The organism is Frateuria sp. GZRe14 (genome assembly GCF_051900395.1).
In the GTDB taxonomy this organism is placed as follows: domain Bacteria; phylum Pseudomonadota; class Gammaproteobacteria; order Xanthomonadales; family Rhodanobacteraceae; genus Frateuria_A; species Frateuria_A edaphi.
Genome location: NZ_JBHZGJ010000001.1, coordinates 1,958,893 through 1,971,379 on the forward strand (window position 1 = coordinate 1,958,893; position 12,487 = coordinate 1,971,379).

A 12,487-nucleotide genomic window follows, 5' to 3' on the forward strand; every position below is an offset into this window, starting at 1 on the left:
CTAGAGGTAGGCCCGGTCGAGCATCGGCTGGGCGTTGAGTGTCTGGTTGACCCGGTCGGCCAACTCGGCGAGCGCCGCCAGTACGTCGTCGGTGCTCACGATGCCCACGAGCGTGCCGGCGGTATCGATCAGCGGCAGCCGGCGCACGCCGCGCTGCTGCATGGTGTCGACGATCTCGTCGATCGGCGCGTCCGGGCGGCAGCACAGCAGCGGCGCGGACATCACGCACTCCAGCGGGGTCGTGGCCGGATCGAAATGCGCGGCGATGCAGCGCGTGACCAGGTCGCGGTCGGTGACGATGCCGACCGATTCCACCCGGTCGTCCTGCTCGCGCGTCACCACCAGGCAGCCGGCCTGCTGCCTGCGCATGATGCCGGCAGCCTCGGCGACCGTTGCCGAGGCGGCGGCCTGGATGACACGCCGGGTGCCGATGTCGATTGCGCGCATGAAGGTTTCCTCGGCCACCGCGGATGGCACAGGATGACGGTTCGCACGCCCACCCGGTTGACCAGGATCAACTGGCGCGGCAGTGGCTTTGTTGACCGGCATCAATTGGCCTTCCGGCGGCCTCGCTACCCTGGCCTTGCATGTCCCTGCCCGGTCGGAGATAGAGCATGAACAAGACGTGGGTGCTGGTGGCCGACAGCGAGAAGGCGCGGCTCTTCGAGTACGAGCGCTGCCGCGGGCCATGGTCGGAGACGGCCTGCTTCGTTAACGCCGACACCACGCAAGGGCCGCTTCCCGAGCGCCCGCCGCGGGTGCAGGAAAGCGTGGGCGGGGCACGGCACGCGATCGAACCGCGTACCGATCCGAAGGACAAGGCCGCCACGCGCTTCGCCTCGACGCTCGCCGCCGCGTTGCGCAGCGCTCACGACGAGCAGCGCTTCACCTCGCTCGTGATCGCCGCGTCCCCGCGCTTCCTGGGCACCTTGCACGGCAAACTGGACAAGTCGCTGCAGCACTGCGTGAGCCGCGAGATCGGGCGAAACCTGACCGCCCTGGACAGCGACGGCATCCGCAACTACCTGCTCGACTGATCCGTCATCCGACCGCCCCGAACCCACCGGACCCGCCCGGGGCGATGCGGCTGCCCGCTGGTGCACCAGGAGCATCGCCGCGGGCCGCGCGGCGCCCGGCTCAATGCGAGAGCAGGATCGGCCGGTCGATGTGGCTGAGCAGTGTCCGGGTCATCTGGCTGCGCCCGAAGGCGCTGGCCCAGTGGTGGCCGTAGGCGCCCATCACCAGCAGGTCCGCGCCCATGCGACGGGCGACGTCGGCGATGGACAGTTCGCGCTGGCGCGAAGGGTCGAGCGATTCCCACTGCGCCTGGATGCCGTGCCGGCTCATCCACGCCTGCAGCGGCAAGGGCGAAGGGGAGATGCCCGGCAGGCAAGCCTGCTCGCCGTCGAGCACGCAGATGTCGGTGGCCCTGGCCAGCAGCGGCATCGCGGCGCGGATGGCATTGGCCGCCTCGGCCGAACCGTTCCACGCCACCAGCACGCGCGTGGCCGTCGGCCCGTTCCAGACGGAGGGCAGCAGGAGCAACGGACCGGCGGTCTGCACCAGCGCGCGGTCGGGTTCGGGCGAGAGCACGTCACGCGCACCGCCTGCCACGGAGACTTCCAGGCAGACCAGGTCGGCCAGCCGCGAGCGCTTGGCGATGGCCGGGCCGACCTCGCCGCGCAGGACTTCCCACTCGCCTTCGACGCCCGCCTGCGTGCACTGCGCCAGCCACCAGTCGCGCCGCGCCCGCGCGCTCTGCGCTTCGGCCTCCAGCAAGGCCGTTTCGAAGGACAACGCCACGGGCGGTTGCAGCGGCAATACCTGGAAGCCGCACGCGAAGGCTTCCACGCGACTGGCCAGTGAGAGCGCCGTCGCCAGGAAGGGCCCTCCCGCATGGGGGCCGGCGTCCACAAGCATCTCGAACATGGCGGCATTCCTCGGTCGGGGCCGACACCAGCATCGCGCGAGGCGCGCCCGCCCGGTTTGACGAGGATCAACCACGTCCGTCGGGCGTTTCGACGCACCCTGAAAGCCTTCGCGCGGACTGGACCTTATCTGGTATATAGCCGGGGGTTGCGCCATGTAGCGGGTCCGCGGGCCCGCGCGGTTTGTGGCGAATGCCACGCACACCAGCATGCGATGGGGCTCTCGTGTCGGCTCAGGACCATGACAAGACCGCGTTGCTCCGGCAGGCCCACCTGCTGGTCGTCGACGACGACGTCGATGTCGCGACGCTGCTCAAGCGCTACCTCGCGGCCCAGGGTTTCCAGGTGAGCACGGTCGGCAACGGCCAGGACATGCTCGCGCTGCTGGCCACCGATTCGATCGACCTGGTGCTGCTCGACCTCGGCCTGCCCGGCGAGGACGGCCTGGAGCTGACGCGCCACCTGCACGAGCACTGGCGCGGGCCGGTGATCATCGTCACCGGACGCGGCGACTCCGTCGATCGCATCGTGGGACTCGAAGTGGGTGCCGACGACTACGTGACCAAACCGTTCGAGCTGCGCGAACTGCTGGCGCGCATCCGCAGCGTGCTGCGCCGCACCGGCGAGCGTCCGCGCCAGGCGATGTCGCGACCGGTGGTCTACCGCTTCGCCGGCTTTCGCCTGGAGTTGGACAGTCGCACCCTGGTTTCGCCCTCGGGCGAAACCGTACCGCTCACCAGCGGGGAGTTCGGGCTGCTGCGCGTGCTGGTCACCCACGCCAACCGGGTGCTTTCGCGCGACGAACTCATGAACCATCTGTACGGAAGGGATTCGGGTCCCTTCGACCGCGCGGTGGACGTGCAGGTCGGCCGCCTGCGGCGAAAGATCGAGCCCGACCCGGCCTCGCCGGTGCTCATCAAGTCGGTGCGGGGGGCCGGCTACATTTTCAGCGACACGGCACGCCCGGAGTAGCGTCATGCCATCCCCAGCCACCGGCGACGAAAGCCTGTTCCGCACGCTCTTCGAAACCGCGCCGGACGCGATGGTGGTGGTCGACGCGGCGGGCGATATCGTGCTGGCCAATCCGCAGGCGCACCGGCTGTTCGGCTACGCCCCCGGCGCGCTGGTCGGCCTGCGGGTGGAGAACCTGATGCCCGAAGCCGCGCGGGCCGCGCATGTGGTCCATCGCGCGGGCTACATGGCCCATCCCCGGGTGCGCCCGATGGGTGCGGGCTATGAACTGATCGGCGTGCGCAGCGACGGCGCCACCTTCCCCATGGAAATCGCGCTGAGCCCGGCAGGCAGCGGACGATATTCCGCCTCCATCCGCGACATTTCCGAAGCACACCGCACACGACAGGCCCTGCGGCGTGCGCAGCGCGACGGCTACCTGGCCGAGTTGGGCCGACTGATGCTCGAGGCCGGCAACGATGGTTCCCTGCGCGTGTCGGTGTCCGATCTGATCGCCCGGGCGTTGGGCGTCGACGCCGTCGCCGTGGCGGTGGGCTTGGCCGGTGGCAAGGCGCTGCCAATCCGCTCGGCCGCCGGCCTTCCGATCGATGCGCTCGACGCCTTGGGCGATGCTTTCGCGCGCGACGGTCTCGCGGCGCGGCTTGGCGAAAGGCAGCCGCCGGGCGTGTGGATGCTGTCGGACGGCCCCGCCGAAGCATTGCCTGCGCTGCGCGCCGCGCTCGCCGTGCATGGGTTCGCCGACGCGGCAATCGTGCCGCTGCTGGACCGTCACGAAGCCACCGGTGCGTTGCTCGCGCTCGTCCGGAAGCCAGGCGAGTGGGATGGCGATCAACTGGGTTTCCTGCAATTGGCGGCCAACATGCTGGCTGCGGCCGTCCTGCGCGGCCGCAGCCAGGAACAGCTCGCTCACGCCCAACGACTCGATGCTTTGGGCCAGCTGACCGGCGGCATCGCGCACGACTTCAACAACCTGCTGACCGTGGTCTCGGGCAACCTGCAGATCCTTGACGCCGAGTACGGCGAGGTGGCCGATGCGCGCGAGCTGATCGATGGCGCCTCGCGCGCCGTCGACCGCTGCATCAACCTGACCCGCAAGCTGCTGGGCTTCTCGCGCCGCCGCTCCTTGACGCCGCGAGGCGTGCGGCCGCATCAGATCTTCGACGAGCTGGGCGAGATGCTGGCGCGCACGCTGGGCGCACGCATCCACATTGCCCTGGACTGTCCCGCCCACGTCCCGGCCGTGTATGCCGATCCGGGCGAACTGGAGACGGCGCTGGTCAACCTCGCGATCAATGCGCGCGATGCGATGCCCGAGGGTGGTTCGCTGCGCATCAGCGCCCGCGCGCGCGCGATCGGGCCGAACGAGGCGGGCGCCCTTCGTCCGGGCCGGTACGTCGTGTTCCTGGTCGAAGACAGCGGCAGCGGCATGACGCAAGACGTGCTCGACCATGCGCTGGAACCGTTCTTTACCACCAAGGAGGCAGGCAAGGGCAGCGGCCTGGGGCTCAGCATGGTCTATGGCTTCGTCAAGCAATCGGGCGGACGCGTGACCATCGGTAGCCAGCCCGGTCGCGGCACGCGCGTGGAAATCCTGCTGCCGACTGCGCCGGCGGAAGACGAGACCGGCGAAGCCCGCACGCCCGGCAGCGTCAGTCCCGGGCACGCACGGGTGCTGGTGGTCGAGGACGAGCCGGGCGTGCGCAAGGTCGCCGTCCGTTTCCTGCATGCGCTCGGCTACGACACGCTGGAGGCCGGGGACGCGGAGCAGGCGCTGGCGCTGCTGCGCATCGACCGCGGTATCCAGTTGCTGTTCTCGGACGTGGCGCTGGGCAACGGCACCAACGGTTTCGAGCTGGTGCGCGAGGCCCGCCGTCTGCGCCCCGCACTGCCGGCACTGCTGACTTCCGGGTACGAGCGTTCCACCGAGGGCGCCGACGAGGCGCTGCAGAGCGGCGTAGGCCTGTTGCGAAAGCCCTACCGCCGGGAACAATTGGGCGAGGCGCTGGCGCAGGCGCTGGAAGGGCGCTCGGGCTGACTGCCTCAGTGGATGGTCGCACCCTGCCCGGCCATGCGGCGCAGGCCGTCCGTATCGAGCAGCCGGATCTCGCGTCGCTGCACGTCGATGCACTGCAGCCGGTCGAGCCTGGACAGCGCGCGGGTCACCGTCTCGTGCTTGATCCCCAGGAAACTGGCGATGTCGGCGCGGCCCATGCGCAGCAGGAAATGGCGCGGGCTGAAGCCCAGCCGCATGTGGCGCTCGGCCATGTCCAGCAGGAAGGCGGCCACGCGCTGCTCGGCGGTGAGCGTGCCCAGGGCCAGCATCCACGCGCGGTCGTTGCGGATCTCCCCGGCCAGTGCCGCGGTCAGCCGGATCTGCAGCTCGGGCATCTGCAGGCAGGCGTGCAGCACCGGCGGGTACGGCAGCTCCCAGATCTCGCTGTCGTCCAGCGCCACCACGTCGCAGGCGTAGTGCGCCAGGCCGATGGACTCGACGCCGACCAGGTCGCCGCGCATGCGGAAGCTGGTCACCCGCTCGCGGCCATCCTCGGAAAGCTCGCAGGTCTTGAGGAAGCCCGCGTGCACCAGGTAGATCGCATGGAACGGTTGCCCGGCCCGGTAGACATGCTGGCCGGGCGCGAGCTTGCGGCGCAGCACCTGCACGTGGCGCGAGAGCTGTTCGACGTCGATGGGCCCGGCCGCAGCCATTCCTTGCTGCACGGCCACAGGAGCGGGCATCGGGATATGGGTGGCAAGGGCGTTCATGGCGGTCTTCCCGGATCTGGCGACGGGTCCACGTTAGCCATCCATTGCCACAAGACGACGTCGGCTGCGCAACCCCGTGTAACGGTCCGTAACGGTCTTGCCGGCGACAGTTACGGCACCAGGACGGCGGCGCCGTCGAGCCTGCCGTGGCGCAGGTCGTCGAGCGCCTCGTTCGCCGCTTCGAGCGGGTAGCGCCTCGTCGTGGCGCACACCCCTGCCCTGGCGGCTTCGGCGAAGAAGGCAGGGGCGTCCGCGCGGGTCAGGTTAGCCACTGAAACCAGCTCGCGTTCCTCCCACAACAGCCGGTAGGGAAACCCCGGGATGTCGGACATGTGGATGCCGCCGCACACCACCCGGCCGCCCTTGCGCACCGCCTTCAACGCGACCGGCACCAGCTCGCCGGCAGGAGCGAAGATGATCGCCGCATCCAGCGGCTCCGGCGCAGTCGCGTCGGCGTCGCCCGCCCATGCCACGCCCTGCGAGCGGGCGAAGGCCTGCGCCGCCAGGTCCCCGTTCCGGGTGAACGCGTACACCCGCCGCCCCTGGTGTCGCGCGACCTGCGCCAGCAGGTGGGCGGCTGCGCCGAAACCGTAGATGCCCAGGACGCGCGCCTGTCCCGTCCGGCAGAGCGCGCGCCAGCCGACCAGCCCCGCGCACAGCAACGGCGCGGTCGCGACCGGATCGGCGTCCTCCGCGAGCGGAATGCAGAACTCGGCACGCGCGACCAGGTGGCTGGCGAATCCGCCGGGCCGGGTGTAACCGGTGAAGCCCGGCGTATCGCACAGGTTCTCGCGTCCGCAAAGGCAGTACTCGCAAGTGCCGCAGGTCGAGCCCAGCCAGGGCACGCCCACGCGCTGGCCAGGGCCGAGCTGGTGCACGCCCTTCCCGATCCGGTCGATCCGGCCGACCACTTCGTGTCCGGGCACGACCGGCGTGGCTATCGCCGGCAGCTCGCCATCCACCACGTGCAGATCGGTGCGGCATACGCCGCAGGCTTCCACGCGCAAGCGAATCTCGCCGGAGCCCGGCTCCGGGTCGGCCGCCTGCCGCAGCACGAGCGGCTCCCCCACGGCTTCGAGCACCATCGCGCGCATGGACGAGACTCAGTGGCGGAACAGCACCGGCAACCGCGCATGCCACAACACATGCCGCGTAGCGCCACCGAGCGCCCACTCACTGAACCGGCTACGGCCATAGGCGCCCATCACCAAAAGATCAGCGTGGAAGCGATCCGCCTGTTCGAGCAGCGCCTCGCCGGCGTCGTGCTCGTTGGTGAGCAGGTCCTGCGAACGGGCGCGGATGCCGTGGCGCTGAAGATAGGCGTCGATGTCGAACGGCGGCTTCCAGGTCACATCGTGGAACGTTTCCTTGGGCGCGCCGCGCAGCAACACCACCTCGTCCGCCCGCTGCAGCAACGGCAAGGCCGAATGCACGGCGCGGATCGCCTCGGGCGCGCCATTCCATGCGATGGCCACGCGCGACAAACCGACGCCACGCACCGGCTGGGGCGGCACCACGATGCACGGCAGGCCCACCGCGAGGATCAGCGCGGCCAGGTCGGTGGGCGATGCCCAGGTCCGCATCGGATCGCGTTCGAGCACCAGCAGGTCATGCCAGCAGGCGATCTGCACCAGCGCGTCGGACAGGATGCCCTGCCCCACTACCCACGCGGCGTGCTCGATGCCCATGGCGCTGGCCCAGCTCACGAATGGACGCTCGGCCGCCAGCGCGCTGGCCTCCAGCGTGCGTGCCGTCTCCAACACCGCCTCGATCAGTTCGGGCGTGCTGAAGCTCGGCGTGGCATAGAGCGGCGAGGGGTAGATGTATGCGCCTGTGACCGACGCCTGCATCAGGGTCGCCAGCTGCGTGCCGTACTGGACGCCTCGGGACCAATCCTCGTAGTTGAGCGAGTTGATCAGGATGTCGTACATGTCGGTGGCTCCGTGTCGCGCCGCGGGGGGGGGGGTAGCGGTTGGCATTGCAGCGACACTAGGCCAGCGGCCGCGGCGCGAGGTGATGCAGGTCAACTGCACGCGTGTCGCTTGCTTCGCGCGGTGCTGACCTGGATCAAATTCGTCCTCGGGCGTTGGCGCACGCTTCGCCAGCGGGCCGGCCCGCGATCGAGGAGTCTGCCGTGCGCGATATCGTGGTCCATAGCCCGGGATACCGGACCTGGCATGGCAGCGTGCGTTACGCGGCGCAACTGGCCGTCTCGATGCACGCCACGCTGACCGGCCTCTTCATCGCACCGCGCAGCGGTACGGTGCCCGGGCCAGCTCAGCTCGCCGCGGAGATGGCCGCCTATGCGCAGGACGACCTGCACCAGGCGATGCTCGCCGGGCGCGATTTCGCGGCATGGGCGGGCCAGTTGGGGGTCACCGATACGTACTGGCAGGTCGCGATCGGCCAGGCGCCCGACGCCCTGGCGACGATCGGCGACTGGCACGATCTGCTGGTGTTGCAGGGTAATGCGTCACCGGGATTCCCGGACGAGCGGTTGGTCGCCGAGGCCTTGCTTTCCGGTGCCACCTGCATCGCCGTGCCCGACGCCAACCACGCACCCGGCCCCGTGGTACATGCGATGGTGGCCTGGAACGGCTCGACTTCATCCAGCCGTGCACTGCACGCCGCGCTGCCCCTTCTGCGCGGCGCAAAGGTCGTCTCCCTGCTGCAACAGGCTGCCGTTCGCGACGGCGGCAGACTGCCGGATGCGCTCGCACACCTGCGCGCGCATGGCGTCCCCGTCGCCGCGGTCGAAACCGTCACCGGCACGGACGAGGACGCCAGCGACCAGGTACTGGCCTACGCCAGCGATACGCGGGCAGACCTGATCGTCATGGGCGCCAGCGGACGCCCCCGTCCGGGCGAACGTCCCCTCGGCTCCACCACCGGCGCCGTGCTGGCGCGCAGCCGCCTGCCGGTATTGCTGAAGCACTGAAGCAGGCTTTTCGCATGCACGGCTCCTGCAGGCACGCGGCGATGTGCGACCGCACCGGCACGATGATGCCGCGCGATCGCGCACAGGATGCGCTCCTGCGGTTGCATTTCACTCGTGGCCGTGGCGCGGCAGCATGCGCAGCAGCGTGTTGTCCCGCATGAAGTAGTGATGGAACAACGCGGCGGCGGCGTGCAGGCCGATCAGGTAGTAGCCGGCGGTGCCGATGGTTTCGTGGATCTCTTCCAGGCTGTGGCTGAGCGCACGGTCCGGCGCGGCCAGGGGCGGCAGTTGCATGCCGAAGAACGGCACCGGTTCGTTCTCCGTGCTCAGGATGAGCCAGCCGAGCAGCGGCACCGCCACGAGGAAGGCATACAAGGCCAGGTGCACCAGGCCAGCCAGCCGTTGCTGCCAGCGCGGCGGCGGTGGCTGGATCGGTGGCGTGCGCCCGGCCAGGCGGAACGCCAGACGCAGGAAGACCAGTGCGAACGTGGCCAGTCCAAGCATGTAATGCCAGGTCGCCAGCGCCTGGCGGGTGTCGCTGCCACGGGGAAATAACTCGCGCAGTTCGATACAGGCGTAGACGCCCACCAGCAGCGCCAGCGTCAGCCAGTGCACGCCGATCGACAGGCCGGTGTAGCGCTCACCGGCGGGTTTGCCCTGTTTGCTCATGTGAAGTTTCCTGTTCGTGTTGATCTGTCGCCTCGTGCGATGCGCCGCTTCCATGTGCACCGGCGATGGGATGGCCTCAGTGCTGGAGGAAGATCGGGATCTGCGCGTGTTCCAGCACGTAGCGCGTCGCGCAGCCGATCGCCCGTTCGCGCATGCGCGAATGGGCGAAGGCGCCCATCACGATCAGGTCGGCACCGACCTGATCGGCTTTCTTCAGCAGGGCCGCGCCCGCGGTGCGCGCCGGTACGCCCACGCACATCGGGTCCGCTTCGATGCCATGGCGGGCCATGTACACGAAAGGCTCGAAGTGCGGGAGATAGCACTCGCCCTCCGGGCTGTGCGGGCGGCCGCCATCGAGCAGCACCACACGCCGGGCGCCCTGGAGGAAAGGCAGGGCCGCATGGATGGCCCGGGTGGCCTCGGTGCTGCCGTCCCATGCCACCAGCACGCGCTGGAATGGTTTTTCGCGGCTCCAGCCGGGGGGCAGGATCAGGCTTGGCAACCGGCAGGTCAGCAGCACTTCGCCGAGCAGTTCGGTCAGGGCTTCGGCGTCGACGAGGTCGCGTTCCAGCACGGCCAGGCTGTGCCACGCGCCCAGTTCGCGCAGGACGCGCGCAAGCCCGGTGTGCGCCACCACCCACGAGGCGTGCGGCACGCCGCAGGATCGCGCGAAGGCGCGGAAGGCGTCCCCTTCCTCGAAGTCCTGCACGGAGGTGTCCAGCAGCAGGCCCATCACGGACGGCTCGCTTTCCGGGCCGCGCAGCATCCGCAGCGACTCGTCCACGAAACAGCCCGTGAGCAGGCTGTGCCAGCGTGCGGCCAGCGTCGCGGCCACCTGCACGGCGGGATTCCAGGGAGAGGTCGTCGTGGCGATCGCCACGATGTCCGACGGTTGGTTAGCCACCGGCAGCGTCGGCCTGGCGGCACCATCGGGCACGCGGTTCTGGGCATGGACTACCGCATTCATGGCGCGCTCCTCACAAGGCCAGCGTATGGATGACCTGGGTGGAGTCGCTCGGATCGAGCGCGCGCTCGAACCCCAGGTAGGCGGCGAGCTCCTGCATCGCCCGGTTGTCCGCCGAGTCGACCGAATACATCGTCTTGAATCCGTGCTGGCGGGCCATGTCGATCAGGTGGCGCATCAGCGTCACGGCCAGCCCGCGGTGGCGCCAGTGTTCGGCCACGGTGACGGCGCATTCGCAGCGCGTGCGGTCCCCGTTGGTGCTGTAGCGGCTGATGCCGACCTCGCGCAACGTGCCGTCCTCGTGCGCCAGCGCGACGAATGCCATGCGGTTGTCGTAATCAACGTCCATCAGCTGGTCGACCAGCGCCGGGCTCGCTTCGCGGAAGCTGCACATGAAGCGCAGGCGCTTGGCGTCCGGCGACATCGCGCGCAGGAAGTCTTCCTCGCGTTCGCGGTCATCCGGGCGCAGCGGCCGGATCAGCACCACCGTGCCGTCGCGCAGGTGGTCGATCCAGTGCGTTCCCTCCAGCAGCACGGGTGGGCTGGCGTTGGCGGGGGAAGGAATCCCGGTGGGTAGCGTGGCCATGGGCGAACCTCGTCGCGTGTGATACCCCTGTGCGTTCATTGGCGCATGCCGTCAACCGGGCCGGATTGATCCTCGTCAATTCCCGGCGCGGTCAGGTGGCACCCACGTGGCGGCCCGCACCGGGCACGGAACTCAACGGCAGACCAGTACCGGCAACTGGCTGCGCACGAGCACCTTCTGCGTTTCGCTGCCCAGCAACAGCTTGGTGAAGCCGTGCCAGCCGTGCGAGCCCATCACGATCAGGTCGCACTCGCGCTTCTTCGCGGTGTCCAGGATCGCGTCGCAGGGATGCTTGTCGAACACGAAATCGCTGTCGCAGGGCACGCCGGCGCGCATGGCCTTGTCGCGCACTTCGCCGAGATAGCGTTCGGCCCAGCGCACCGACTCCTCGGTGTAGCTGGTCTCGCTCTCGGGAATGATCTGCGTCATGTAGGAAAGCGCCTGGAACGGCAGGATCACGTGCAATGCATACACGCGAGCCTTCAGCGCCTGGGCCAGTTCCAGGCCCATGTCCACCGCCCGCCTGGACACTTCGGAACCGTCGGTCGGCAACAGGATGTGCTTGTACATGCGCTTCTCCTTCGGCGGCGGCAGCCGCGGCTGTGGGCGGTGACTGCAGGGCAGCCTAGGCCGCCGTCGCCATCGCGACTTGATTTCGGTCAACGCGGGAGCGGTTCGGGCGAAGCGTCGTCGCCGCGATTTTTCAGGGCCGCGAGGACGGCGTGGGGCCACGCCCCACCCGGCGGGCGATGGCGCGCGATGCAGCCGGCCCGGCACCCCGCGCGCGGTTGATCCTGATCAAGCGCGACGCCTGCGTCCCGCCCGAGGATGAAGCCCCCGCCGGGAGAAACGCCATGTACGAAATGATCATCGACGTCGACCAGATGCGCGAGGATCTGCCCGCCATCCGGCTCGGCCTTGCCGTCGCGCGGCAGCAGCAGGCGTTCGTGGCGGGCGTCCATATCGTCGCGCAGATGCCCTCGGTGACGGCGATCCCCGATGCGCTGGCGATCCTCGAGGCGGAGGAGGAATCGGCGCGTCGGCGCGCGCCCTGGTGGCAGGAGTTGTGCCATCGCGCGAACGTGGAAGGCAGCTGGGAGGTCTTCCGCGGCGTGTACGTCCCGGTGCTGGCGACCCGCTCGCGGATGGCCGACCTGCTCGTGTGCAGCTCACCGGCGGGCCACCGGGATCTGCCAGTCGGCTGGGACAACGTCACGCGCACCCTCTTCGCCGGCGGCGTGCCGGTGCTGCTGGCGCCTGATGACTATGAAGTGCGTGGCGCGCCCGAGCGCGTGCTGGTGGCGTGGAACGGCTCGGGCGAATCCACCGAGGCGATCCGTGCCGCGCTGCCGCTGCTGCGCGAGGCGTCGGAGGTTCACCTGCTCGACGGATGGCACGAAACCCTGCCGGGCTTCGGGCCGCCCACCCTCGCCGTGGGCGAATGGCTGGCGCGCCAGGGCGTGACCGTGCGGCAGCGACGCCCGTTCCATCCCGGCGAGGACGCCGGCGTGCACCTGCTGCGCGAGGCCGAGGCCATGCGCGCGGACCTGCTGGTCATGGGCGCATGGGGACGCTCGCGGATCAGCGAACTGGTGCTCGGCGGGACCACCCATCACGTGCTCTCGCACGCGCAGTTGCCGCTGCTGCTCGCGCACTGAGCGCTAGGT

14 protein-coding genes are annotated in these 12,487 nt (G+C 69.6%); 5 read left to right on the top strand and 9 right to left on the bottom strand.

Annotation, left to right across the window (positions count from 1 at the left end; genetic code table 11):
* On the bottom strand, positions 1–447 hold the full coding sequence (locus ACFWZ1_RS09035) for a CBS domain-containing protein (protein WP_439666166.1): 447 nt from the start codon (positions 445–447) through the stop codon (positions 1–3).
* Between the two features lie 167 nt (positions 448–614).
* Here ACFWZ1_RS09035 and ACFWZ1_RS09040 point away from each other — a divergent pair, with 167 nt between their 5' ends.
* Positions 615–1,037 carry a host attachment protein gene (locus ACFWZ1_RS09040; protein ID WP_231325711.1) on the top strand — a complete coding sequence of 141 codons (423 nt, stop codon included), beginning with the start codon at positions 615–617 and terminating at the stop codon, positions 1,035–1,037.
* Positions 1,038–1,137: 100 nt separating this feature from the next.
* Here ACFWZ1_RS09040 and ACFWZ1_RS09045 read toward each other — a convergent pair whose 3' ends face one another.
* Positions 1,138–1,929, bottom strand: coding sequence for a universal stress protein (locus ACFWZ1_RS09045; RefSeq protein WP_231325713.1), 792 nt, complete (start codon positions 1,927–1,929; stop codon positions 1,138–1,140).
* Positions 1,930–2,153: 224 nt separating this feature from the next.
* On the opposite strand from ACFWZ1_RS09045, the gene ACFWZ1_RS09050 reads away from it, so the two are divergent.
* On the top strand, positions 2,154–2,900 hold the full coding sequence (locus tag ACFWZ1_RS09050; protein ID WP_231325715.1) for a response regulator: 747 nt from the start codon (positions 2,154–2,156) through the stop codon (positions 2,898–2,900).
* A gap of 4 nt (positions 2,901–2,904) precedes the next feature.
* Entirely contained in the window at positions 2,905–4,935 is a 2,031-nt protein-coding gene (locus ACFWZ1_RS09055) for an ATP-binding protein (protein ID WP_439666167.1), read from the top strand.
* A gap of 5 nt (positions 4,936–4,940) precedes the next feature.
* Here ACFWZ1_RS09055 and ACFWZ1_RS09060 read toward each other — a convergent pair whose 3' ends face one another.
* The 3 genes from ACFWZ1_RS09060 to ACFWZ1_RS09070 all read right to left on the bottom strand — a co-directional run bounded on the left by ACFWZ1_RS09060 (position 4,941) and on the right by ACFWZ1_RS09070 (position 7,594).
* On the bottom strand, positions 4,941–5,663 hold the full coding sequence (locus ACFWZ1_RS09060; RefSeq protein WP_439666168.1) for a Crp/Fnr family transcriptional regulator: 723 nt from the start codon (positions 5,661–5,663) through the stop codon (positions 4,941–4,943).
* Between the two features lie 110 nt (positions 5,664–5,773).
* On the bottom strand, positions 5,774–6,757 hold the full coding sequence (locus ACFWZ1_RS09065; RefSeq protein WP_439666169.1) for a zinc-dependent alcohol dehydrogenase family protein: 984 nt from the start codon (positions 6,755–6,757) through the stop codon (positions 5,774–5,776).
* Positions 6,758–6,766: 9 nt separating this feature from the next.
* A complete protein-coding gene (locus ACFWZ1_RS09070; protein WP_231325720.1) occupies positions 6,767–7,594 on the bottom strand; it encodes a universal stress protein in 828 nt (275 codons plus the stop codon).
* A 203-nt stretch (positions 7,595–7,797) separates the two neighbouring features.
* Between ACFWZ1_RS09070 and ACFWZ1_RS09075 the strand changes: the two genes are divergently transcribed.
* Positions 7,798–8,601: a universal stress protein gene (locus ACFWZ1_RS09075; protein ID WP_231325721.1), complete on the top strand. Its 804-nt coding sequence runs from the start codon at positions 7,798–7,800 to the stop codon at positions 8,599–8,601.
* Positions 8,602–8,709: 108 nt separating this feature from the next.
* Here ACFWZ1_RS09075 and ACFWZ1_RS09080 read toward each other — a convergent pair whose 3' ends face one another.
* From ACFWZ1_RS09080 to ACFWZ1_RS09095, 4 genes are all read right to left on the bottom strand, one after another.
* On the bottom strand, positions 8,710–9,270 hold the full coding sequence (locus ACFWZ1_RS09080; RefSeq protein ID WP_439666170.1) for a cytochrome b: 561 nt from the start codon (positions 9,268–9,270) through the stop codon (positions 8,710–8,712).
* A gap of 76 nt (positions 9,271–9,346) precedes the next feature.
* Positions 9,347–10,237 carry a universal stress protein gene (locus tag ACFWZ1_RS09085; protein WP_439666171.1) on the bottom strand — a complete coding sequence of 297 codons (891 nt, stop codon included), beginning with the start codon at positions 10,235–10,237 and terminating at the stop codon, positions 9,347–9,349.
* Between the two features lie 10 nt (positions 10,238–10,247).
* Complete coding sequence (locus ACFWZ1_RS09090; protein ID WP_231325724.1) at positions 10,248–10,820, bottom strand: GNAT family N-acetyltransferase; 573 nt, start codon at positions 10,818–10,820, stop codon at positions 10,248–10,250.
* A gap of 132 nt (positions 10,821–10,952) precedes the next feature.
* Positions 10,953–11,390, bottom strand: a complete 438-nt coding sequence (locus ACFWZ1_RS09095) for a universal stress protein (protein ID WP_439666172.1) — start codon at positions 11,388–11,390, stop codon at positions 10,953–10,955.
* Positions 11,391–11,674: 284 nt separating this feature from the next.
* On the opposite strand from ACFWZ1_RS09095, the gene ACFWZ1_RS09100 reads away from it, so the two are divergent.
* A complete protein-coding gene (locus tag ACFWZ1_RS09100) occupies positions 11,675–12,478 on the top strand; it encodes a universal stress protein (RefSeq protein WP_439666173.1) in 804 nt (267 codons plus the stop codon).
* Positions 12,479–12,487: the final 9 nt, after the last annotated feature.